28 protein-coding genes are annotated in these 22,617 nt (G+C 59.6%); 17 read left to right on the forward strand and 11 right to left on the reverse strand.

Features of this window, described 5'->3' with window-relative positions; all coding sequences use genetic code 11:
- Positions 1–11: 11 nt before the first annotated feature.
- On the forward strand, positions 12–860 hold the full coding sequence (locus ACFZPT_RS07780; RefSeq protein ID WP_099312830.1) for a carbon-nitrogen hydrolase family protein: 849 nt from the start codon (positions 12–14) through the stop codon (positions 858–860).
- 16 nt (positions 861–876) lie between these two features.
- Entirely contained in the window at positions 877–2,319 is a 1,443-nt protein-coding gene (gene tldD / locus ACFZPT_RS07785) for a metalloprotease TldD (protein ID WP_034095901.1), read from the forward strand.
- Between the two features lie 45 nt (positions 2,320–2,364).
- On the opposite strand, the gene yjgA is transcribed toward tldD, so the two are convergent.
- A complete protein-coding gene (gene yjgA / locus ACFZPT_RS07790; RefSeq protein WP_034111774.1) occupies positions 2,365–2,886 on the reverse strand; it encodes a ribosome biogenesis factor YjgA in 522 nt (173 codons plus the stop codon).
- 108 nt (positions 2,887–2,994) lie between these two features.
- Here yjgA and pmbA point away from each other — a divergent pair, with 108 nt between their 5' ends.
- The 6 genes from pmbA (at position 2,995) to ACFZPT_RS07820 (ending at position 8,255) form a co-directional block, all read left to right on the forward strand.
- Complete coding sequence (gene pmbA / locus ACFZPT_RS07795; protein WP_034095903.1) at positions 2,995–4,341, forward strand: metalloprotease PmbA; 1,347 nt, start codon at positions 2,995–2,997, stop codon at positions 4,339–4,341.
- A 152-nt stretch (positions 4,342–4,493) separates the two neighbouring features.
- Positions 4,494–4,889, forward strand: a complete 396-nt coding sequence (locus tag ACFZPT_RS07800) for a hypothetical protein (protein ID WP_034095904.1) — start codon at positions 4,494–4,496, stop codon at positions 4,887–4,889.
- Positions 4,882–6,258: a class II fumarate hydratase gene (locus tag ACFZPT_RS07805; RefSeq protein ID WP_379555167.1), complete on the forward strand. Its 1,377-nt coding sequence runs from the start codon at positions 4,882–4,884 to the stop codon at positions 6,256–6,258. The genes ACFZPT_RS07800 and ACFZPT_RS07805 overlap by 8 nt, the downstream gene beginning before the upstream one ends.
- Before the next feature lie 28 nt (positions 6,259–6,286).
- The gene (locus ACFZPT_RS07810; RefSeq protein ID WP_034095906.1) at positions 6,287–6,715 is read left to right on the forward strand and encodes a hypothetical protein; all 429 of its coding nucleotides are present in this window, start codon (positions 6,287–6,289) and stop codon (positions 6,713–6,715) included.
- A 1-nt stretch (position 6,716) separates the two neighbouring features.
- Complete coding sequence (locus tag ACFZPT_RS07815) at positions 6,717–7,328, forward strand: superoxide dismutase (RefSeq protein ID WP_034095907.1); 612 nt, start codon at positions 6,717–6,719, stop codon at positions 7,326–7,328.
- A gap of 33 nt (positions 7,329–7,361) precedes the next feature.
- Complete coding sequence (locus ACFZPT_RS07820; RefSeq protein WP_034095908.1) at positions 7,362–8,255, forward strand: ZIP family metal transporter; 894 nt, start codon at positions 7,362–7,364, stop codon at positions 8,253–8,255.
- 10 nt (positions 8,256–8,265) lie between these two features.
- Here the strand turns inward: ACFZPT_RS07820 and ACFZPT_RS07825 are convergent, their stop codons facing one another.
- The 10 genes from ACFZPT_RS07825 to ACFZPT_RS07870 form a co-directional block, all read right to left on the reverse strand.
- Positions 8,266–8,538 carry an HPr family phosphocarrier protein gene (locus ACFZPT_RS07825; protein ID WP_034095909.1) on the reverse strand — a complete coding sequence of 91 codons (273 nt, stop codon included), beginning with the start codon at positions 8,536–8,538 and terminating at the stop codon, positions 8,266–8,268.
- A gap of 16 nt (positions 8,539–8,554) precedes the next feature.
- Entirely contained in the window at positions 8,555–9,412 is an 858-nt protein-coding gene (gene rapZ, locus ACFZPT_RS07830) for an RNase adapter RapZ (protein ID WP_034095910.1), read from the reverse strand.
- 2 nt (positions 9,413–9,414) lie between these two features.
- A complete protein-coding gene (gene ptsN / locus ACFZPT_RS07835; protein ID WP_034095911.1) occupies positions 9,415–9,879 on the reverse strand; it encodes a PTS IIA-like nitrogen regulatory protein PtsN in 465 nt (154 codons plus the stop codon).
- Positions 9,880–9,890: 11 nt separating this feature from the next.
- Positions 9,891–10,196 carry a ribosome hibernation-promoting factor, HPF/YfiA family gene (gene hpf / locus ACFZPT_RS07840; protein WP_034095912.1) on the reverse strand — a complete coding sequence of 102 codons (306 nt, stop codon included), beginning with the start codon at positions 10,194–10,196 and terminating at the stop codon, positions 9,891–9,893.
- 75 nt (positions 10,197–10,271) lie between these two features.
- On the reverse strand, positions 10,272–11,765 hold the full coding sequence (locus ACFZPT_RS07845) for an RNA polymerase factor sigma-54 (protein ID WP_034111779.1): 1,494 nt from the start codon (positions 11,763–11,765) through the stop codon (positions 10,272–10,274).
- A gap of 192 nt (positions 11,766–11,957) precedes the next feature.
- On the reverse strand, positions 11,958–12,683 hold the full coding sequence (gene lptB, locus ACFZPT_RS07850; protein WP_034095914.1) for an LPS export ABC transporter ATP-binding protein: 726 nt from the start codon (positions 12,681–12,683) through the stop codon (positions 11,958–11,960).
- On the reverse strand, positions 12,683–13,216 hold the full coding sequence (lptA, locus tag ACFZPT_RS07855; protein WP_034095915.1) for a lipopolysaccharide transport periplasmic protein LptA: 534 nt from the start codon (positions 13,214–13,216) through the stop codon (positions 12,683–12,685). Before lptA ends, lptB begins: the two co-directional genes overlap by 1 nt.
- Positions 13,203–13,775 carry an LPS export ABC transporter periplasmic protein LptC gene (gene lptC / locus ACFZPT_RS07860; RefSeq protein WP_034095916.1) on the reverse strand — a complete coding sequence of 191 codons (573 nt, stop codon included), beginning with the start codon at positions 13,773–13,775 and terminating at the stop codon, positions 13,203–13,205. Before lptC ends, lptA begins: the two co-directional genes overlap by 14 nt.
- An 8-nt stretch (positions 13,776–13,783) precedes the next feature.
- Positions 13,784–14,308 carry an HAD family hydrolase gene (locus ACFZPT_RS07865; protein WP_034095917.1) on the reverse strand — a complete coding sequence of 175 codons (525 nt, stop codon included), beginning with the start codon at positions 14,306–14,308 and terminating at the stop codon, positions 13,784–13,786.
- Complete coding sequence (locus ACFZPT_RS07870; RefSeq protein WP_034095918.1) at positions 14,309–15,283, reverse strand: KpsF/GutQ family sugar-phosphate isomerase; 975 nt, start codon at positions 15,281–15,283, stop codon at positions 14,309–14,311.
- A 300-nt stretch (positions 15,284–15,583) separates the two neighbouring features.
- Between ACFZPT_RS07870 and ACFZPT_RS07875 the strand changes: the two genes are divergently transcribed.
- The 9 genes from ACFZPT_RS07875 (at position 15,584) to hisD (ending at position 22,614) form a co-directional block, all read left to right on the forward strand.
- Entirely contained in the window at positions 15,584–16,393 is an 810-nt protein-coding gene (locus ACFZPT_RS07875) for an ATP-binding cassette domain-containing protein (protein ID WP_034095919.1), read from the forward strand.
- On the forward strand, positions 16,393–17,190 hold the full coding sequence (gene mlaE, locus ACFZPT_RS07880) for a lipid asymmetry maintenance ABC transporter permease subunit MlaE (protein WP_034095920.1): 798 nt from the start codon (positions 16,393–16,395) through the stop codon (positions 17,188–17,190). The genes ACFZPT_RS07875 and mlaE overlap by 1 nt, the downstream gene beginning before the upstream one ends.
- The gene (gene mlaD, locus ACFZPT_RS07885; RefSeq protein ID WP_034095921.1) at positions 17,190–17,657 is read left to right on the forward strand and encodes an outer membrane lipid asymmetry maintenance protein MlaD; all 468 of its coding nucleotides are present in this window, start codon (positions 17,190–17,192) and stop codon (positions 17,655–17,657) included. The genes mlaE and mlaD overlap by 1 nt, the downstream gene beginning before the upstream one ends.
- An 11-nt stretch (positions 17,658–17,668) precedes the next feature.
- Positions 17,669–18,316, forward strand: coding sequence for a phospholipid-binding protein MlaC (locus ACFZPT_RS07890; RefSeq protein ID WP_034095922.1), 648 nt, complete (start codon positions 17,669–17,671; stop codon positions 18,314–18,316).
- Positions 18,313–18,618 (forward strand): lipid asymmetry maintenance protein MlaB, encoded by a 306-nt coding sequence (locus ACFZPT_RS07895; RefSeq protein WP_034095923.1) that lies wholly within the window; start codon positions 18,313–18,315, stop codon positions 18,616–18,618. Before ACFZPT_RS07890 ends, ACFZPT_RS07895 begins: the two co-directional genes overlap by 4 nt.
- A 114-nt stretch (positions 18,619–18,732) precedes the next feature.
- Positions 18,733–18,972, forward strand: coding sequence for a BolA family protein (locus tag ACFZPT_RS07900; protein WP_034095924.1), 240 nt, complete (start codon positions 18,733–18,735; stop codon positions 18,970–18,972).
- Positions 18,973–18,995: 23 nt separating this feature from the next.
- A complete protein-coding gene (murA, locus tag ACFZPT_RS07905; RefSeq protein ID WP_034095925.1) occupies positions 18,996–20,261 on the forward strand; it encodes a UDP-N-acetylglucosamine 1-carboxyvinyltransferase in 1,266 nt (421 codons plus the stop codon).
- 274 nt (positions 20,262–20,535) lie between these two features.
- Positions 20,536–21,171, forward strand: a complete 636-nt coding sequence (gene hisG, locus ACFZPT_RS07910) for an ATP phosphoribosyltransferase (protein WP_010213102.1) — start codon at positions 20,536–20,538, stop codon at positions 21,169–21,171.
- Between the two features lie 126 nt (positions 21,172–21,297).
- A complete protein-coding gene (hisD, locus tag ACFZPT_RS07915; protein WP_034111781.1) occupies positions 21,298–22,614 on the forward strand; it encodes a histidinol dehydrogenase in 1,317 nt (438 codons plus the stop codon).
- Positions 22,615–22,617: the final 3 nt, after the last annotated feature.

Here is a 22,617-nt window from a genome sequence, read left to right on the forward strand (position 1 = left end):
GAGTAGGCCCCATGTCCTTTGCGGTAATTCAAATGGTCAGCCAGAGCGACGTGCTGGCCAACCTGGCGCAGGCTCGGCGCCTGCTTGAGCAAGCGGCGGCGGGCGGGGCGAAACTGGCGGTGTTGCCGGAAAACTTCGCTGCCATGGACCGTCGCGATGTGGCGGACATCGGTCGCGCCGAGGCACTGGACGAGGGCCCGATCCTGCCATGGTTGAAACAAGCCGCCCGCGACCTCACCTTATGGATAGTGGCTGGTACGTTGCCGTTGCCGCCAGAGGGCCAACCGCAGGCCAAGTCCAACGCCTGCTCGCTATTGATCGATGACCATGGCGAAATCGTTGCCCGTTACGACAAGCTGCATCTGTTCGATGTGGACGTTGCCGATGCGCGAGGTCGCTATCGCGAGTCCGACGACTATGCTTTTGGAAGCAACGTGGTGGTGGCGGACACGCCGGTGGGGCGCTTGGGCTTGTCGGTGTGTTATGACCTGCGCTTCCCGGAGCTGTACAGCGAATTGCGTGCAGCGGGGGCCGAACTGATTACCGCGCCGTCGGCGTTTACCGCAGTGACCGGCGCTGCGCATTGGGATGTGCTGATTAGGGCACGGGCCATCGAGACCCAATGCTACCTGCTCGCGGCGGCTCAGGGCGGTGTGCATCCGGGGCCACGGGAAACCTACGGCCACGCGGCGATTGTCGACCCGTGGGGACGGGTGCTGGCACAACAGGATCAAGGCGAAGCGGTGCTGTTAGCTGCTCGCGACAGCAGTGAACAAGCGTCGATTCGGGCGCGCATGCCGGTGGTCAACCACCGGCGCTTTTTCTCGCAGGGCGCACAGCGGCCTGCTTCGGAACGATGAATTTAAGGCCAAATCTATGAGCGAGTTGTTGTCCTCAGTCAGTGAACACCTCCTGGCACCCGGTGGCGTGACCATCGAAAACTTGCAAACGGTGCTGGGTGATCTGGCCGGGCCGGGCATCGACGCGGCCGACCTGTATTTCCAGGGGCAGATTTCCGAGTCCTGGTCCCTGGAAGACGGCATCGTCAAGGAAGGCAGTTTCAACCTTGACCAAGGCGTGGGCGTGCGTGCGCAGTCCGGTGAAAAAACCGGCTTTGCCTACAGCAACGCCATTACTCTGGAAGCCCTGGGGCTGGCGGCTCGCGCGGCGCGCTCGATTTCCCGCGCCGGCCAGCATGGCACGGTGCAGGCGTTCAGCAGCCAGGACGTGGCCCAGCTATACGCACCGGATAATCCTTTGGAAGTGATCAGCCGTGCCGAGAAGGTCGAGCTGCTCAAGCGTGTCGACGCCGCCACTCGCGCCCTCGACCCGCGTATCCAGCAGGTCAGCGTCAGCATGGCCGGTGTGTGGGAGCGCATCTTGGTGGCATCCACCGATGGCAGCCTGGCGGCGGATGTGCGGCCGCTGGTGCGCTTCAACGTCAGCGTGATCGTCGAGCAGAACGGCCGTCGCGAGCGCGGCGGCCATGGCGGTGGCGGGCGAACCGATTACCGTTATTTCCTCAGTGAGGATCGTGCCATGGGCTATGCCCGTGAAGCACTGCGTCAGGCATTGGTGAATCTGGAAGCCATTCCGGCGCCAGCGGGCACGTTGCCCGTAGTGCTGGGGTCGGGTTGGTCCGGGGTGTTGCTTCACGAAGCAGTGGGCCACGGCCTGGAAGGTGACTTCAACCGCAAGGGCAGCTCGGCCTACAGCGGGCGCATGGGCGAGCGCGTGGCGTCCTCACTGTGCACCATCGTCGACGACGGTACCCTCGCCGGTCGCCGTGGTTCGCTGAGCGTGGACGACGAAGGCACCCCTACCGAGTGCACCACCCTGATCGAAAACGGCGTGCTCAAGGGCTATATGCAGGACAAGCTCAACGCGCGTCTGATGGGTGTGGCACGCACCGGTAACGGTCGGCGCGAATCCTATGCGCACCTGCCGATGCCGCGCATGACCAACACCTACATGCTCGCTGGCGAAAGCGACCCGGCGGAAATCATCGCCTCGGTCAAACGCGGCATCTACTGTGCCAACCTCGGCGGCGGCCAGGTGGATATCACCAGCGGTAAGTTCGTGTTTTCCACCAGCGAGGCGTATTTGATCGAGGACGGCAAAATCACCGCGCCGGTCAAAGGCGCCACGTTGATCGGCAACGGGCCGGAAGCCATGAGCAAGGTGTCCATGGTGGGTAACGATCTGTCCCTGGACAGCGGCGTGGGTACTTGCGGTAAAGATGGGCAGTCGGTGCCGGTGGGTGTCGGCCAGCCAACGCTGAAGATTGATGCGATCACCGTGGGGGGCACGGGCTCGTAAGCACGGGAGCTACGGGTGGCGAAGGCCGCCACCCGGGGAAGAGGATCAGCGCAGGCCGCGTTGAGTCTCGTCCAGCTCACGGATGTACTTGAAGATTTTACGGCTGGTGGCCGGCGCCTTGTTATGCGCCAGCTCGTGCTGGGCCTGACGGATCAGGGAGCGCAGTTGTTGGCGGTCCGCGTCCGGGTAGTCCAGCACGAATTTCTCCAGCACCGCGTCATCGCCCGAGATCAGGCGGTCACGCCAACGCTCCAGGTTATGGAAGCGTTCGTTGTACTGGCGAGTGGAGGCATCGGTTTGATCGAGCAAGGTGAGAATGGCGTCAATGTCCTGATCGCGCATCAGCTTGCCGATAAACGAGATATGCCGTTTGCGCGCGATATTCGAGGTGTGCTTGGGCGCATCCGCAAGCGCCCGGCGCATTTCGTCGGTCAGTGGCAGTTTGGCAATCAAGTCTTTTTTGAGCGTTGTAAGGCGCTCGCCGAGGTCAACCAGAGCATGCAGCTCACGTTTGACCTGGGATTTGCTTTTCTCCCCATCGAGGGAGTCGTCGTAAGAATCAACCATGGTGGCAGTCCGCAAAGAAACGCCGCCATGATAACCAGTCGGGGGCCGCTTGTCCGGCCCGGTCGCTCGATGGCCTTAACCGAAAGCAGAATTTGAGTGGAGAAAACCATGAGTGCAGCCCAAAGCGTCGGTCCGCAAGCGTTACCGGCACTGCAGGAACAAGTCGAGCAGATTCTTGCCGAGGCCAAGCGCCAGGGGGCCAGTGCCTGTGAAGTCGCGGTGTCGCTGGAGCAGGGGCTGTCGACGTCGGTGCGTCAGCGTGAAGTGGAAACTGTTGAGTTCAATCGCGACCAGGGGTTTGGCATCACCTTGTATGTGGGGCAGCGCAAAGGTTCGGCGAGTACCTCGGCCAGTGGCGCGGAGGCGATCCGCGAGACGGTTGCCGCTGCATTGGCGATCGCCAAGCACACTTCCGAGGATGAAAGTTCGGGTCTGGCCGATAAAGCCCTGATGGCCAAGGATGTAAAGGACTTTGATCTTTTCCATGCCTGGGACATCACCCCGGAACAGGCCATCGAGCAGGCGCTGGTCTGTGAGGCCGCAGCATTTGACGCCGATTCTCGGATCAAGAACGCCGATGGCACCACGCTCAATACCCACCAAGGCTGCCGTGTATACGGCAACAGCCACGGTTTTATCGGCGGTTACGCGTCCACTCGCCATAGTTTGAGCTGCGTGATGATCGCCGAGGCCAATGGCCAGATGCAGCGGGATTACTGGTATGACGTGAACCGTCAGGGCGAACTCCTGGCTGACCCTGTCAGCATCGGCCAGAAGGCCGCGCAGCGTGCCGCGAGCCGCCTGGGCGCGCGTCCGGTGCCGACCTGCGAAGTGCCGGTCCTGTTTTCTGCGGAACTGGCCGGCGGTTTGTTCGGCAGTTTCCTCGGGGCGATTTCCGGCGGCAATCTGTATCGCAAATCCTCGTTCCTGGAAGGGGCAATCGGCCAAACGCTGTTTCCAGAATGGCTGACCATCGATGAACGCCCGCACTTGATGCGTGCCATGGGCAGCACCTCGTTCGACGGTGATGGCTTGGCGACCTATGCCAAGCCGTTCGTCGAGAAAGGCGAGTTGGTGTCCTATGTGTTGGGTACTTATTCCGGTCGCAAGCTCGGGTTGCCCAGCACCGCGAATGCGGGGGGCGTGCATAACCTGTTCGTGACCCACGGCGATGAAGATCAGGCAGCGCTGTTGCGGCGTATGGGCCGTGGCCTGCTGGTCACCGAGTTGATGGGCCATGGCCTGAACATGGTCACCGGTGACTATTCGCGCGGCGCGGCGGGGTTCTGGGTGGAGAACGGCGAGATTCAGTTTGCCGTCCAGGAAGTCACCATTGCTGGCAATATGCGTGACATGTTCAAGCAAATCATTGCGGTGGGAAATGACGTAGAGCGGCGCAGCAACATCCACACCGGTTCGGTATTGATTGAGCGGATGACGGTCGCCGGCAGCTGATCCTTCCGACTGACGGCTCACAAAAAAGGCGCGCCATCTTAGAGATGGCGCGCCTTTTTTGTGGGCGGCTGAAAAGTCGACTTAACGCCTATGCTTGTTTTGATTCTCAATATCATTTAATAATAAATATCATTACCGAGCGAGTGTGGATCATGAATTCTGTCCTGCACGAGGATCCTTACCTGGAAAGTTGGCGCTGGATGAGCCGTCAGATCCGCTGCGGTCTGGACCCCAACGAACCGCGGCTGATCGAACATTACCTCAGCGAGGGTCGATACCTGGCGTGCTGCACCGCAACGCACCCGTGGACCATCGCTGAAACCTCGTTTCGCCTGTTGATCGACACCGCCAGTGATATCGCCTTGCCCTGGCACTGGCGATCACTGTGTCTGGATCAAGCCTGGCGCCCGTTGCGCGACCTGGAAAAACTCTCTCATTGCGCCTGTCGCCTCAAGCGCTGGCAGGCCTTTGCCTGGCAGTTGGCAACGTGCCAGTTGCTGCCGTCCCTTTCTGTTTCTGACCTGGTGCAAGGATCTTCCGATGAGTAACACCCGTATCGAACGCGACAGCATGGGCGAACTGCATGTTCCCGCCGATGCCCTGTATGGCGCCCAGACCCAACGCGCGGTAAACAATTTCCCGATCAGCCATCAGCCGATGCCCGCACAGTTCATTCGCGCGCTGATCCTGGCCAAAGCGGCGGCCGCCAAAGTGAACGTGGAGCTCAAGCAAATCAGCGAAGGGCAGGGCAAGGCCATCGTCGATGCCGCCCAGGGCTTGCTGGAAGGCGATTACATGCGCCATTTCCCGGTGGATATCTTCCAGACCGGCTCCGGCACCAGCTCCAATATGAATGCCAATGAAGTGATTGCAACCTTGGCCAGCCGTTTGCTGGGTGAGGCGGTCAACCCCAATGACCATGTGAACTGCGGCCAGAGCAGCAACGACATCATTCCCACCACTATCCATGTGAGTGCCGCACTGGTCCTGCATGAGCAAGCGCTGCCGGCTCTGCTGCATCTGGTGCAGGTGATCGAACACAAGGCTGAAGAGGTTCACCCCTTTATCAAGACCGGCCGTACGCACCTGATGGACGCCATGCCCGTGCGCATGAGCCAGGTACTCAACGGTTGGGCGCAGCAACTCAAGGCCAATATCGGCCACTTGCAGGATTTGCTGCCCAGCCTGCAAGCCTTGGCCCAAGGCGGGACTGCGGTGGGCACTGGCATCAACGCACATCCGCAATTCGCGGCGCGCTTCAGCCAGCAACTCAGCAGCCTGACCGGCGTTAAGTTCACGCCGGGCAAGGACCTGTTTGCATTGATTGGCTCTCAGGACACCGCCGTCGCCGTTTCAGGCCAGTTGAAAGCCACTGCGGTGTCGCTGATGAAAATCGCCAATGACCTGCGCTGGATGAACTCCGGTCCGCTGGCAGGTCTGGGTGAGATCGAGTTGGAGGGGCTGCAACCGGGCTCGTCGATAATGCCGGGCAAGGTCAATCCGGTGATTCCGGAAGCAACCGCCATGGTCGCAGCGCAGGTGATCGGCAATGACACGGTAATCACCGTCGCCGGTCAGTCCGGCAATTTTGAGCTAAACGTGATGCTGCCGGTCATCGCCCAGAACTTGCTCAGCAGCCTGGAGCTGCTAGCCAGCTCCAGCCGCCTGCTGGCCGATAAAGCCATCGCCAGCTTCAAGGTCAACGAAGCCAAGCTCAACGAGGCGTTATCGCGCAATCCGATTCTGGTGACAGCGCTCAACCCGATCATCGGTTACCAGAAAGCCGCTGAAATCGCCAAGAAGGCCTATCAGCAGGGGCGTCCGGTGCTCGATGTGGCGCTTGAACACACCGATTTGCCGCACAGCCAATTGGAAACGCTGTTGGACCCGGAAAAACTCACCGCCGGCGGCGTGTAATCACCCCACCCTGCTTTGGAGGCTCACCATGGAGCACTGGAAACGCACGATCGAACGGGCTAATCGATGCTTCATGCAGGGCGAATGGGTGGACGCGCGCGAGGCGTATCTGCAGGCCCTTGCCCTGGCCCAGGTGCTGTTCGAACGCTGGGCGGATGCCGACGAGGCCGTGGCAGCCTGCGTGATTTCCCATCACAACCTCGCGGACCTGCACCTGCGCCTCAACCAGCCGGAAGAAAGCGCGGAGTATCTGTGCGCCATTCACCAACGCTTGCTGCAGACCATGCAGGACCCACGCCTCACCCCGCAACTGCGTGACGCCGCAGCGCGCCAGAGCAGCAAAACCTACGTTGAACTGTTGAATTTCATCAGCGAGCACGGCGAGTACCCGCGTACCCATCGCTTGCTCGGAGGTGCCGCAGCCCAACCGACCACGCCTCACTACGGAGCACACTGATATGGCTTACACCTTGCCTGCTTTGCCTTATGCCTACGATGCCCTGGAGCCGCACATTGATGCGCAAACCATGGAAATTCACTACACCAAGCACCATCAGACATACATCAATAACCTCAACGCAGCGGTGCAAAGCACTGAGTTCGCTGAATGGCCGGTAGAAAAACTGGTCGCCAGCGTACAACAACTGCCGGAAAAACTGCGTGCGGCTGTGATCAACCAAGGAGGCGGGCACGCCAACCATTCTTTGTTCTGGGAAGTGATGTCGCCCCAGGGCGGCGGCAAACCGGAGGGCGTGCTGGGTCAGGCAATTGACCAGCAGTTGGGCGGTTTCGAGAGTTTCAAAGAGGCGTTTACCAAAGCGGCGTTGACCCGCTTCGGCAGTGGCTGGGCCTGGTTGAGCGTCACCCCGCAGAAGACACTGGTGGTGGAAAGCAGCGGCAATCAGGACAGCCCGTTGATGAATGGCAATACGCCGATCCTTGGACTGGACGTCTGGGAGCACGCGTATTACCTGCGCTATCAGAACCGCCGCCCGGAATACATCAATGCCTTCTACAGTGTTATCAACTGGCCAGAAGTCGCCGCCCGCTATCAGGCTGCCATGGCTTGATGCGTCTCTCCATGACAAGCACTAAGGCCGACTATGGGCACTGAAACTCTGGCGATCGGCAGCGTGCGATTGTTTCGTTATGCATTTGGCTCGCTGCTGCTGTTGGCAGGTACTGCATTGCTGGTGGCCCATGGTCTGGCCTGGCTCGACTTGGAACCGCGCATCCTGCGGGCGCTGCAGGGTGGTTCGATTTGCGCCCTGGGCACTGCACTGGGCGCGGTGCCGGTATTGGTGATAAAACGCATGCCGGCTGCCTTGAACGATACGTTGCTAGGCTTCGGGGCGGGTGTGATGCTGGCTGCCACCGCGTTTTCGCTGGTGGTGCCGGGCATCGCGGCAGCTGAAAGCCTTGGGCTTTCGCCCTGGGGGGCCAGTGGCCTGGTCAGCTTCGGCATCATGTTGGGGGCGTTCGGGCTTTATTTGGTTGACCGCAAGGTCTCAGGCGCCAGCCCGGAAATGCTGGTGGGTACGCCGGAGCACCCGGTGATTGCGCCACGCATCTGGCTGTTTGTGTTTGCGATCATTGCCCACAACATTCCGGAAGGCATGGCGGTGGGCGTATCGGCGGGGGGCGGAATGCCGGATGCCGATAGCCTGGCCATGGGCATTGCTTTGCAGGATGTGCCCGAAGGCCTGGTGATTGCGTTGGTGCTGGCGGGTGCGGGCATGTCGCGGGTCAAGGCCTTCATGATCGGCGCCGCGTCGGGGTTGGTCGAACCCGTATTTGCCGTGCTCTGCGCCTGGCTGGTAAGCCTGGCGGAAATGCTGCTGCCCCTTGGGCTGGCGCTGGCCGCTGGGGCGATGCTGCTGGTGGTCACTCACGAAGTGATCCCGGAGTCGCGGCGCAATGGCCACGAAAAGCTAGCCAGCCTGGGCCTATGTATCGGGTTTTGCGTGATGATGGCGATGGATACCGCGTTGGGATAAAGCGCCGAGGTTATTCCCCTTCGTCGAAGAAGTTGTTGATCAACTCCACCAAGGCGTCCATTGCCTCTTTTTCTTGATCGCCTTCGGTCTCCAGGTGAATCGTAGTGCCCTTGCCGGCCGCCAGCATCATCATCGCCATGATGCTTTTGCCATCAACCATCGACTCCGGCGTGCGTCCTGCGCGGATTTTGCAGGGGTATTTTCCAGCAACGCCGACAAATTTTGCCGAGGCCCGGGCGTGGAGGCCCAGCTTGTTGATGATTTCAATTTCACGAGCGGGCATCGCGTGAGTGTTCCTTTCAGCTGAGGTCGCGGTGGCGAACCTGGACGTTCTTGAGGGTTTGTTGCAGCACCTGACCCAGGCGCTCCGTCAGGTAAACCGAGCGGTGATGGCCGCCGGTGCAGCCGATGGCGATGGTCACATAGGCTCGGTTGCTTGCGGCAAAACGTGGCAGCCACTTGAGCAGGTAAGTGGAGATGTCCTGGAACATCTCCTCCACATCCGGTTGCGCCGCCAGGTAATCAGCGACCGGCTGATCCAGCCCGGACTGGTCACGCAATTCCGGCTTCCAGTAAGGGTTAGGCAGGCAGCGCACATCGAACACCAGATCGGCGTCTACCGGCATGCCGCGCTTGAACCCAAAGGACTCCACGAGAAAGGCCGTGCCAGGCTCCGGCTGGTTCAGCAGCCGCAGCTTGATAGCATCGCGCAGTTGATACAGGTTGAGGCTGGTGGTATTGATCTTCAGGTCGGCCAGATCGATGATCGGCCCCAGCAGCTTGGTCTCGTCCTCAATCGCTTCGGCAAGGGAGCGATGGGGGCTGCTGAGCGGGTGGCGCCGCCGGGTTTCGGAGAAGCGCTTGAGCAGGGTCTCCTCGTCGGCATCCAGGTACAGCACATCGCAGTGAATATGCTTGGCGCGCACTTCCTCCAACAGCTCAGGGAACCGGGAAAGGTGGCTGGGCAAGTTGCGGGCATCGATCGACACGGCAACCAGCGGCTGCGCTAGCTCAGTGTGGATCAGCGCGCGTTCGGCCAGTTCCGGCAGCAACCCGGCGGGCAGGTTGTCGATGCAATAAAAGCCACTGTCCTCCAGAACATTCAGGGCAGTACTTTTACCAGAGCCGGAGCGGCCACTGACGATGATCAAACGCATGATTACTTCTCGTTTTGTTCATCCAGAACAACCTGATAGAGCGCTTCATTGCTGCTGGCGCTGCGTAGTCTGTTACGTACTTCCTTGCGATCAAGCATGCTGGCGATCTGCCGAAGCAGTTCCAGATGCGCATCGGTAGCAGCTTCCGGGACCAGCAGGACAAACAGCAGGTCGACCGGTGCGCCGTCGATGGCGTCGAAATCGATGGGGGCTTCCAGGTGTATCAGAGCGCTTATCGGATCTGCGCACCCTTTGAGGCGGCAGTGTGGAATCGCGATGCCGTTACCAAAACCGGTGGAACCCAGTTTTTCACGGGCGACGAGCGCCTCGAAGACATCTTGCATCTCCAGATCCGGCACTTCGCGAGCGATCAGGTTGGCAATTTGTTCGAGGGCTTTTTTCTTGCTGCCGCCCGGCACGTTCACGAGGGAACGGCCGGGGGTCAGGATAGTTTCAAGTCGGATCATGGGGGGGAGAGTTAGCGACCTGTACCTTGCATCAGGTGCAGATTCTTTTCCTTATGCTTTATGAGTTGGCGGTCAAGCTTTTCGTACAGCGAGTCAATCGCGGCATACATGTCGTCATGTTCGGCATTGGCGACGACTTTGGCATTCGGTATGTGCAGGGTGGCCTCGATTTTCTGCTTGAGCTTATCGACCTCCATGATGACCTGCACATTGGTAATTTTGTCGAAGTGCCCCGCAAGCTTGTTCAGCTTGCTCTCGGTGTACTCACGCAGGGGCTTGGTGACTTCCAGCTGGTGTCCACTGATGTTGACTTGCATACAGCTTCTCCTTCGTTGCCAGTGCATAAAGCGGCAGGCCGGGATGCCTGCCACTGGAACGCTATGGCCCGCCCGTCACATCAAACGCTTACGCTCGCTGGAAGGCGCGATCCCAAGGGACTCGCGATATTTGGCGACGGTTCGACGGGCGACCTGAATGCCTTGTGCCTCCAGTAAACCAGCGATCTTGCTGTCACTCAACGGCTTTTTCTGATTTTCCGCGGCAACCAGTTTTTTGATGATCGCGCGGATCGCCGTGGACGAGCATTCGCCGCCTTCGGAAGTGCTGACATGGCTGGAGAAAAAGTATTTCAGCTCATAAATACCCCGTGGGGTATGCATGAATTTCTGCGTGGTCACCCGTGAAATTGTCGACTCGTGCATGCCGACCGCCTCGGCGATGTCATGCAGCACCAGCGGTTTCATCGCTTCGTCGCCGTATTCCAGGAAGCCGCGCTGATGCTCGACGATCTGGGTGGCGACTTTCATCAGGGTTTCATTGCGGCTTTGCAGGCTCTTGATGAACCAGCGCGCTTCTTGCAGCTGATTGCGCATGAAGGTGTTATCGGCGCTGGTATCGGCGCGGCGCACGAACCCGGCATATTGCGGGTTGACGCGCAGGCGTGGCACCGATTCCTGATTCAGCTCCACCAGCCAGCGCTCGTTGTCCTTGCGTACGATAACGTCTGGGACAACGTATTCGGCTTCGCTGGACTCGATCTGCGAGCCTGGGCGAGGGTTGAGGCTTTGCACCAACTCGATGACCTGCCGCAGCTCGTCTTCCTTGAGCTTCATGCGTCGCATCAGTTGGCTGTAGTCGCGGCTGCCCAGCAGATCAATGTAATCGGTGACCAAACGCTGGGCTTCGCTGAGCCAAGGGGTCTTGGCGGGCAACTGACGCAATTGCAGTAGCAGGCACTCGCTGAGGCTGCGGGCGCCAATGCCGGCAGGCTCGAACTGCTGGATGCGGTGCAGGACGGCTTCGATTTCGTCCAGCTCAATATCCAGTTCCGGGTCGAAGGCCTCAAGGATCTCCTCAAGGGTTTCGTCCAGATAGCCCTGGTTGTTGATGCAGTCGATCAGGGTCACGGCGATCAACCGATCGGTGTCCGACATCGGCGCCAGGTTCAACTGCCACAACAGGTGGCTTTGCAAGCTTTCGCCGGCGGACGTCCGGGTGGTGAAATCCCACTCGTCATCGTCGCTGCTGGGCAGGCTGCTGGCGCTGGTCTGGTAGACGTCTTCCCAGGCAGTGTCCACGGGAAGCTCGTTGGGAATACGTTCGTTCCATTCACCTTCCTCCAGGTTATCCACCGTCGGGGCGGTTTCCTGATAGGAGGGTTCCTGCACATCGGAGTTGGGTTTTTGCTCGATGTTGTCAGCCAACGGATCTGCATTATCGAAGTCGTCGCCTTCTTCCTGGCGTTCGAGCATCGGATTGGACTCCAGAGCCTCCTGGATCTCCTGTTGCAGGTCCAAGGTCGACAATTGGAGCAGGCGGATGGCCTGTTGCAGCTGCGGTGTCATCGTCAGCTGCTGGCCCATTCTCAGGACTAGCGATGGTTTCATGGCAGGGGCTTAACACCTTATTCGCCGGCGCAATGCGCCATCCACGACAGGGCGCGTGAGCGCCAAACATAAGCAAATTATATGCCTGATATCGGGGGCTTTGCCTAGAGCGCGGTAACAATAAAAATCCAGAGGCTTTCATTGCATCCGCGCACCAGGCTAACGTCCTGCCAACGCCTTGCTAAAGGCTGTTTACAGGCGGAACTCGTGGCCCAGGTATACTTCCTTGACCAGTTCGTTGGCCAGGATGGTGGCGGCATCGCCTTCGGCGATCAGTTGACCATCGTTGACGATATAGGCGGTTTCGCAGATATCGAGGGTCTCACGTACGTTATGGTCGGTAATCAATACCCCGATGCCCTTGGCCTTGAGGTGATGGATGATCTGTTTGATATCGCCAACCGAAATCGGGTCGACGCCGGCAAACGGTTCGTCCAGCAAGATGAACTTGGGCGCGGTGGCCAGTGCGCGAGCAATTTCCACACGACGACGCTCGCCACCGGACAGGCTCATGCCAAGGTTGTCGCGAATGTGGTTGATGTGGAACTCCTGCAGCAGGTTTTCCAACTCCGCGCGACGGCCATCCCGGTCAAGCTCCTTGCGAGTCTCCAGGATCGCCATGATGTTGTCGGCGACCGAGAGTTTGCGGAAGATCGACGCTTCTTGCGGAAGATAGCCGATACCGGCGCGGGCGCGACCGTGCATCGGTTGGTGGCTGACGTCTAGATCGTCAATCAGCACGCGGCCTTGGTCCGCTTGAACCAGGCCGACGATCATGTAGAAACAGGTGGTCTTGCCGGCACCGTTGGGGCCGAGCAAGCCGACGATCTGGCCGCTGTCAATCGACAGGCTGACATCGCGCACGACCTGACGGCTTTTATAGGCCTTGGCCAGATGCTGGGCTTTCAGGGTTGCCATTACTCGGCCTTCTTCTTCGGCTGGATAACCATGTCGATGCGTGGGCGCGGTGCGCTGACCTTGGTACCGTTGGCGCGGCCCGCCTGGGCGACCTGAGTCTTGGTGTTGTACACGATCTTCTCGCCTTCGGTGGAGTTACCGTCGGCGCTCAGCACCTTGGCCTGATCGATCAGCACAATGCGGTTCTGCTGCGCATGATACTGGATGGTCTTGCCATAGCCCTTCATCGGGCCTGGATCTTCTGCCTTTTGCTTCTGTTCGAAGTAGGCAAGGTTGCCCACCGACGTCACCACGTCGATGTCGCCTGCCGGGGTGCGCGTCAGAGTTACCGTGTTGCCGGTGATCTTCATCGAACCCTGGATAATGATCACGTCGCCCTTGTAAGTGGCAACGCCTTGCTTGTCATCCAGCTGAGCATCGTCAGCCTGGATGCGGATAGGCTGCTCGCTATCGTTCGGCAGAGCCCAGGCGCTCACGCTTCCCAGTGCTGCGCCAAGACCGAGCAAAATCGGGAGAGTTTTAACGAGCCTCATACTGTCCTCTTACGTTCGATAGCAGGTGTATCCTGCTTTCTTTCAAATACGCTTTCATTCCCTTGCCAGTCGATACACCGCCAGCGCCGTCGATTCTAACGTCTTGCTCGGTCTGCGCATATTGCTTCTGTGGGAATACGGTCATGCGACTGCTGGTAATAATGGTGTCGCGGTTCTGCGCATCGGTACGCGCGACGCGCACTGAGTCGATCAGTTCGACTTCGGTGCCATCGGGGTTCACCTCGCCACGCTTGCTAGTCACGTGCCACGGAAACTCCGTGCCGCGATACAGGTTCAAGTCCGGGTTGGTCAGCAGGGTCACCTCGCTGGCCTTCAAATGCTCGACTTTGTCCGAGGTCATTTCGTATTGCACCTTGCCATCGGGCAGGAACTGCACGCTGTAGGCGTTGGTGGCGTAATAGTCGATAGCCCCATCGTCGACCTGCGCCACAGGTCGGTCGAGAAACCGCTCCGGGCTGATATTCCAGTAGCCCACCGCCAGGAACAGCGCGGCGATGACTCCGAATAACAGGAAGTTGCGAATCTTTTTGCTCAGCATAAAACGCTCTATAGGTAGGCGGCGTGGGCCGCTTCAAGACGGTCTTGGGCGCGCAGTATCAGCTCGCAGAATTCGCGGGCGGCACCTTCGCCGCCACGGGCAGTGGTGATGCCATGGGCGTGCTCGCGAACGAACGCCGCCGCGTTAGCCACCGCCATGCCCAGCCCGACCCGGCGGATCACCGGCAAGTCGGGCAGGTCGTCACCGAGGTAGGCGACCTGTTCATAGCTTAGGTTGAGTTGGCCCAATAGTTCGTCCAGAACTACCAGTTTATCCTCGCGGCCCTGATACAGGTGAGGAATCCCCAGGTTTTGCGCGCGACGTTCCACCACTGGCGTCTTGCGACCGCTGATAATGGCGGTCTGTACCCCTGCGGCCATCAGCATCTTGATGCCTTGGCCGTCCAGTGTGTTGAATGTTTTAAATTCGCTGCCATCTTCGAGGAAATACAAGCGGCCGTCGGTCAGCACGCCGTCAACGTCGAAGACGGCCAATTTGATGCGCTTGCCGCGTTGTAACAGGTCGTTGCTCAATTACATCACTCCCGCACGCAGCAAATCGTGCATGTTCAAGGCGCCAATCGGGCGGTCATCGCTATTGACCACTACCAGCGCACCGATTTTATGGTCTTCCATGATCTTCAGCGCTTCGGCTGCCAGCATGTCAGGACGCGCGGTCTTGCCATGGGGCGTCATCACCGCATCGATGGTGGCGGTATGGATATCGATGGTGCGGTCCAGAGTCCGACGCAAGTCACCGTCGGTGAATACGCCGGCCAGGCGGCCATCAGCTTCGAGGATCACCGTCATGCCCAGGCCCTTGCGGGTCATTTCCATCAATGCGTCCTTGAGCAGAGTGCCGCGTTGGACGTGAGGCAGCTCATCGCCCGAATGCATGACGTTCTCCACCTTCAACAGCAAACGACGGCCCAGCGCACCGCCCGGGTGGGAAAACGCGAAGTCTTCCGCTGTGAACCCGCGAGCTTCCAGCAGCGCCACGGCCAGGGCATCTCCCATGACCAGCGCGGCGGTAGTGGAGGAGGTCGGGGCCAGATTCAGTGGGCAGGCTTCGTGGGCCACATGCACGTTCAGATTGACTTCAGCAGCCTTGGCCAGTGTCGATTCCGGGTTGCCGGTGATGCTGATCATCTGGATGCCTAGGCGTTTGATCAACGGCAGCAGCGTCACGATTTCGTTGGTGGTGCCGGAATTGGATAGGGCCAGGATGATGTCATCCTTGGTGATCATGCCCATGTCACCGTGGCTGGCTTCGGCCGGATGCACGAAAAACGCTGTGGTGCCGGTGCTGGCCAGGGTGGCGGCGATCTTGTTGCCTATATGGCCGGATTTACCCATGCCGACCACGACAACGCGACCCTTGCTGGCCAGGATCATCTCGCAGGCGCGTACGAAATCTGCGTCGATATGGGCCAGCAAACCTTCTACGGCTTCAAGCTCGAGGCGGATAGTGCGTTGTGCGGATTGAATAAGGTCGCTGGATTGGCTCATGTCTGAAATCGTATAGCCTGACGAAAAGTCGGCGATTATAGCGGTAATGTTCAATTCCCTCACGCAAGTTCGTCAGGGTTTATTCGGTAGTCGCCTGAGATTCATGCTCAGCAACGTTTTTTCCTGGCCCCGAAACTGAACTGGCGTTGTTCCGGCCTTGGGGGCGTTGTACCAGCAGTGATATAGTTCGCGGCCAGTTCGGTCCGCTCAGTCCCTGTGGCTATCTATATTGCGCAGCCGTTGCAAACGTTTGTCGCATAGATGGTGTCTGAGTGAGAAGCTGCATCCCAAGGAGTTTAGATGAGTGCCGATAACGCCTACGCGGTCGAGCTGAAGGGACTGACCTTCAAGCGCGGGACGCGCAGCATCTTCAATAACGTCGATATTCGCATTCCCCGCGGCAAGGTCACCGGCATCATGGGGCCTTCCGGTTGCGGCAAGACCACCCTGTTGCGTTTGATGGGCATGCAATTGCGCCCGAACGCTGGTGAGGTGTGGGTCAACGGCCAGAACCTGCCGACGCTGTCGCGCAGCGATCTGTTCGATGCGCGCAAGCACATGGGCGTGTTGTTCCAGAGTGGGGCACTGTTCACCGACCTCGATGTTTTCGAGAACGTGGCGTTTCCGCTGCGGGTGCATACGCAACTGTCCGATGAAATGATTCGTGACATTGTTCTGTTGAAGCTCCAGGCCGTGGGCCTGCGCGGCGCCATCGACCTGATGCCTGACGAGCTGTCCGGCGGTATGAAGCGTCGCGTCGCCCTGGCGCGCGCCATTGCCCTTGATCCCCAGATCCTTATGTACGACGAGCCCTTTGTTGGTCAGGACCCGATCGCCATGGGGGTGCTGGTGCGCCTGATCCGTCTGCTCAACGATGCATTGGGGATCACCAGTATCGTGGTCTCCCACGACCTGGCGGAAACCGCGAGCATCGCCGACTACCTGTACGTCGTCGGCGATGGTCAGGTGTTGGGGCAGGGCACGCCTGAGGAATTGATGAATGCCGACAACCCGCGCATTCGCCAATTCATGACCGGCGATCCCGACGGCCCCGTGCCTTTTCACTTTCCGGCGGCGGACTACCGCGCAGATCTTCTGGGGAAGCGCTGATGCGCAAGACATCTCTTATCGAAAAGGTTCGCCTTTTCGGTCGCTCGGGCATCGACATCGTCGAAGTGCTGGGTCGTTCGACGATTTTTCTATTTCACGCGTTACTAGGCCGCGGCGGCATTGGTGGCGGCTTTGGTCTGTTGATCAAGCAGTTGCACGCAGTGGGTGTGATGTCCCTGGTGATTATCGTGGTCTCCGGCGTCTTCATTGGCATGGTACTGGCGTTGCAAGGCTTCAATATCCTGTCCAGTTACGGTTCGGAGCAGGCGGTGGGGCAGATGGTGGCCCTGACGCTGTTACGCGAGCTGGGGCCGGTGGTGACTGCATTGTTGTTCGCTGGGCGCGCGGGTTCCGCGCTGACCGCCGAAATCGGCAATATGAAGTCCACCGAGCAGTTGTCCAGCCTGGAAATGATTGGCGTGGACCCGCTCAAATACATTGTTGCCCCGCGCCTGTGGGCTGGCTTCATTTCTCTTCCATTGCTGGCGATGATCTTCAGTGTGGTGGGTATCTGGGGTGGTTCTTGGGTCGCGGTAGACTGGCTGGGCGTCTACGACGGCTCCTACTGGGCCAACATGCAGAACAGCGTGACCTTCAACGGTGACGTGCTCAACGGCGTTATAAAGAGCATCGTCTTTGCCTTTGTAGTGACCTGGATCGCCGTATTCCAAGGCTATGACTGTGAGCCCACTTCAGAAGGGATCAGTCGCGCCACCACCAAGACCGTTGTGTACGCCTCGCTGGCGGTACTGGGCCTTGACTTCATTTTGACCGCCTTGATGTTTGGAGATTTCTGATGCAAAACCGCACTGTGGAAATCGGTGTCGGCCTTTTCTTGCTGGCTGGCATCCTGGCTTTACTGTTGCTGGCCCTTCGGGTCAGTGGCCTGTCGGCCAGCCCCACCGCCGACACTTATAAACTTTACGCGTACTTCGACAATATCGCCGGTTTGACTGTCAGAGCCAAAGTGACCATGGCCGGCGTGACGATCGGCAAGGTCACGGCAATCGATCTGGATCGCGATAGCTTCACGGGTCGAGTGACGATGCAGCTGAACAAGAAGGTCGACAACCTGCCGACCGACTCCACTGCGTCTATCCTCACCGCGGGTCTGCTGGGCGAGAAGTACATTGGTATCAGCGTGGGCGGGGAAACAGCCTTGCTCAAGGATGGTTCGACCATCCACGACACGCAGTCGTCGCTGGTGCTTGAAGACCTGATCGGTAAATTCCTGCTCAATACGGTCAATAAAGACGCTAAATGAGGAATCTGTACATGATCTCTACCTTACGACGTGGCCTTCTAGTACTGCTTGCAGCGCTGCCGTTGTTGGCTAACGCGGCGGGTTCTGCGCACGATCTGGTGCAGGACACGACCAACAAAATGTTGGCTGACCTGACGGCTAACAAAGAACAGTACAAGCAAGACCCGAGTAAGTTTTACGACGCGCTCAATACCATTGTCGGGCCGGTGGTCGATGCCGAAGGCATTTCCCGCAGCATCATGACGGTCAAGTATTCGCGTAAGGCGACGCCTGAGCAGATGCAGCGCTTCCAGGAAAATTTCAAGCGCGGCCTGTTTCAGTTCTATGGCAACGCATTGCTTGAGTACAACAACCAGGGCATTACCGTTGCGCCAGCCGGCGACGAATCGGGTAATCGCACCAGCGTCAACATGAGCGTCAAAGGCAACAACGGCGCGATCTACCCGGTGCAATACACCCTGGAGAAGATCCAAGGCGAGTGGAAGCTGCGTAACGTGATCATCAACGGCATCAATATCGGCAAGCTGTTCCGTGATCAGTTCGCCGATGCGATGCAGCGCAATGGCAACGACCTGGACAAGACCATCAACGGCTGGGCCGGGGAAGTCGCCAAGGCCAAGGAAACATCCGACAAAGAAGCCGGGAAGTCTGCGCAATGATCGAGTCGGCTGTTCGTCTTGGCGATGCCGGCGAGCTGTTTCTCAGCGGCGTGCTGGATTACCGTACCGGGCCTGACCTGCGCAAGCAGGGCCAGGCACTGATCAAGACCAGTACCGCGCCCGCGCTGGTGCTGGATTGCTCGGCGGTGACCAAGTCCAGCAGCGTCGGATTATCGTTATTGCTGTGCTTCATGCGCGATGCCGAGGCGGCCAAGAAGTCGGTCAGCATCCGTGCGTTACCCGACGACATGCGCGAAATTGCCGAGGTTTCCGGTCTGACCGAGCTGTTGGCGCATCCTTAATACACATATTCAAGCAAGCCCCCCGTCAGAGTCCTGCTATGCGGGGTTCGCAGGCGCGGGGCTTTTTTGTATGATGTGCGACCCGCGCGCACTGGGCGCCGATAGAGGTTGAGCATGCAGGCCCTAGAAGTTAAGAGCTTCCTTGAAGGAAAGCTGCCGAATACTGAGGTTGTAGTTGAAGGCGAAGGCTGCAATTTCCAGCTGAACGTGATTAGCGATGAACTGGCGGCATTGAGCCCGGTCAAGCGTCAGCAGCAGATCTATGCCCATTTGAACCCGTGGATCACCGATGGCAGCATCCATGCGGTCACTATGAAATTTTTCAGCCGCGCGGCCTGGGCCGAGCGCACCTGAGCCCCCAAGGCGTCGAGATTCTTATGGATAAATTGATTATTACCGGCGGTGCCCGCCTTGATGGCGAGATCCGCATCTCCGGTGCGAAAAACTCCGCCTTGCCGATTCTGGCTGCGACCCTGCTGTGCGATGGCCCGGTGACCGTGGCCAACCTGCCGCACCTGCACGACATCACCACCATGATCGAGCTGTTCGGTCGCATGGGCATCGAGCCGGTGATTGACGAGAAACTGGCTGTCGAAATCGACCCACGTACCATCAAAACCCTGATCGCTCCGTACGAATTGGTGAAAACCATGCGTGCATCGATCCTGGTGCTGGGCCCGATGGTTGCCCGTTTCGGCGAAGCTGAAGTGGCACTGCCTGGCGGTTGCGCCATTGGCTCGCGTCCGGTGGACCTGCATATCCGTGGTCTGGAAGCGATGGGCGCGATCATCGACGTCGAAGGCGGCTACATCAAGGCCAAGGCACCGGAAGGCGGCCTGCGGGGCGCGAACTTCTTCTTCGATACCGTCAGCGTGACCGGTACCGAGAACATCATGATGGCCGCTGCCCTGGCCAACGGCCGCAGCGTACTGCAAAACGCCGCCCGCGAGCCGGAAGTAGTCGACCTGGCTAACTTCCTGAACGCCATGGGGGCGAAGGTTTCCGGCGCTGGCACCGACACCATCACCATTGATGGCGTAGAGCGTCTGCACACCGCAACCTACAAGGTTATGCCCGACCGGATCGAGACCGGCACCTACTTGGTCGCCGCCGCCGTCACCGGTGGTCGCGTCAAGGTCAAGGATACCGATCCGACCATCTTGGAAGCGGTCCTGGAAAAACTCCGTGAAGCCGGTGCCGAAATCACCTGCGGCGAAGACTGGATCGAACTGGACATGCACGGCAAGCGGCCAAAAGCCGTCAACGTGCGTACCGCGCCGTACCCGGCGTTCCCGACCGACATGCAGGCGCAGTTCATTTCCTTGAACGCGATTGCAGAAGGCACCGGTGCCGTGATCGAGACCATCTTCGAAAACCGCTTCATGCACGTATACGAGCTGCACCGCATGGGCGCGAAGATCCAGGTTGAAGGCAACACTGCCATCGTGACCGGGATCGACAAGCTCAAGGGCGCGCCAGTAATGGCCACCGACCTGCGTGCCTCGGCCAGCCTGGTAATCTCCGCGTTGTGTGCGGACGGTGACACCTTGATCGACCGCATCTACCACATAGACCGCGGTTACGAGTGCATCGAAGAAAAACTGCAGATGCTCGGCGCAAAAATTCGCCGCGTACCGGGCTAGTCCTGGAACTGAAAACACCGCCACTGTGGTGAGCGGGCTTGCTGTGGTGAGTGGGCTTGCTGTGGTGAGCGGGCTTGCCCCGCGCTGGACTGCGCAGCAGTCCCCGCTTTGGGGTCGCTACGCAACCCCGCGCCTGGCAAGCCCGCTCACCACACACGGTGTCAGTTCGCGGTATGCTGAATGTGTTCCAAATCGAGGCTGTCATGGCCTCGATCTGTGTCTGGCGCCGTTTGCGACCGGACAGCAATAGCCTGATGAAGGATTGACGTTTCCCATGTTGACCATCGCACTGTCCAAGGGCCGTATCCTTGACGACACTTTGCCGCTTCTGGCTGAAGCGGGCATCGTGCCGACCGAGAATCCGGACAAGAGCCGCAAGCTGATCATCCCCACGACCCAGGACGACGTTCGTCTGTTGATCGTAAGGGCTACTGACGTGCCGACCTATGTTGAGCATGGCGCGGCCGACCTCGGCGTCGCCGGCAAGGACGTGCTGATGGAATATGGCGGTCAGGGCCTGTATGAGCCGCTGGACCTGCGCATTGCGCTGTGCAAGCTGATGACCGCCGGTCGCGTCGGTGACGTTGAACCCAAGGGCCGCCTGCGCGTGGCCACCAAGTTCGTCAACGTCGCCAAGCGCTACTACGCCGAACAAGGTCGTCAGGTCGATATCATCAAGCTCTACGGCTCGATGGAGCTGGCGCCGCTGATCGGCCTGGCCGACAAGATCATCGACGTGGTCGATACCGGCAATACCCTGCGTGCCAACGGTCTCGAACCACAGGAATTTATCGCTGACATCAGCTCCCGTCTGATCGTCAACAAGGCATCGATGAAGATGCAGCACGCCCGTATCCAGGCGTTGATCGACACCCTGCGCAAGGCAGTGGAGTCTCGACACCGCGGTTGACCCACACGCGCGGCCTTAGGCTGCGCCCGTCTATCCGCCTCATAGCCAGAATTCTCAGGTGCCCAAGCGGAGCGAACGGTAGTTTAGGGCGCCTGAGTTTTTTGCCAATCCTATGAGGCCCTCGCTATGACCACGTCCACTGCAATTGCCCGACTCAACGCTGCCGATCCGGATTTCGCCCATCATCTGGATCATCTGCTGAGCTGGGAAAGCGTGTCCGACGATTCGGTCAACCAGCGGGTGCTCGACATCATCAAGGCGGTGCGCGAGCGTGGCGACGCCGCACTGGTGGACTTCACCCGTCAGTTCGACGGTTTGGACGTCCAGTCCATGTCCGATCTGATCCTGCCTCGCGAGCGCCTGGAGCTGGCCCTGACCCGCATCACCGCCCCCCAGCGCGAAGCCCTGGAAGTGGCGGCGGCAAGGGTTCGCAGTTACCACGAAAAACAGAAGCAGGATTCCTGGAGCTACACCGAAGCAGATGGCACGGTGCTGGGCCAGAAGGTCACGCCGCTCGACCGTGCAGGCCTGTACGTGCCGGGCGGCAAAGCGTCGTACCCGTCGTCGGTTCTGATGAATGCTATCCCGGCCAAAGTTGCCGGTGTGGCTGAAGTGGTCATGGTGGTGCCGACCCCGCGCGGTGAAATCAACGAATTGGTGCTAGCCGCCGCGTGCATCGCCGGTGTCGACCGCGTTTTCACCATCGGTGGCGCCCAGGCCGTGGCGGCCCTGGCCTATGGCACCGAGAGCGTGCCAAAGGTCGACAAGGTGGTCGGCCCCGGCAATATTTACGTGGCTACCGCCAAGCGCCACGTCTTTGGCCAGGTCGGTATCGACATGATCGCCGGCCCGTCGGAGATCCTGGTGGTGTGCGACGGCCAGACCGATCCGGACTGGATCGCCATGGATTTGTTCTCCCAAGCCGAGCATGACGAAGACGCTCAGGCGATCCTGGTCAGCCCGGATGCCGAGTTCCTCGATAAGGTCGCGGCCAGCATCAATAAGCTGCTGCCGACCATGGAGCGTGCCGAGATCATCGAGAAGTCGATCAATGGCCGCGGTGCGTTGATCCTGGTGCGTGATATGGAGCAAGCCATCGAAGTGGCCAACCGCATCGCGCCCGAGCACTTGGAGCTGTCCGTGGCTGACCCACAGGCTTGGCTGCCGTCGATTCGCCACGCCGGTGCGATCTTCATGGGGCGCCACACCAGCGAAGCCCTGGGCGATTACTGCGCCGGCCCCAACCACGTACTGCCCACCTCCGGCACCGCGCGCTTCTCGTCGCCGCTGGGGGTGTATGACTTCCAGAAGCGTTCTTCGATCATCTTCTGCTCGCCACAGGGCGCGTCCGAGCTGGGCAAGACCGCTTCGGTGCTGGCCCGTGGTGAATCGCTGAGCGCCCACGCGCGCAGCGCCGAATATCGCATCGCCAAGGGAGAGTAAGAC

Origin of the sequence: Pseudomonas sp. MD330_10 (assembly GCF_042610415.1) — a bacterium.
Lineage (GTDB): Bacteria > Pseudomonadota > Gammaproteobacteria > Pseudomonadales > Pseudomonadaceae > Aquipseudomonas > Aquipseudomonas rhodesiae.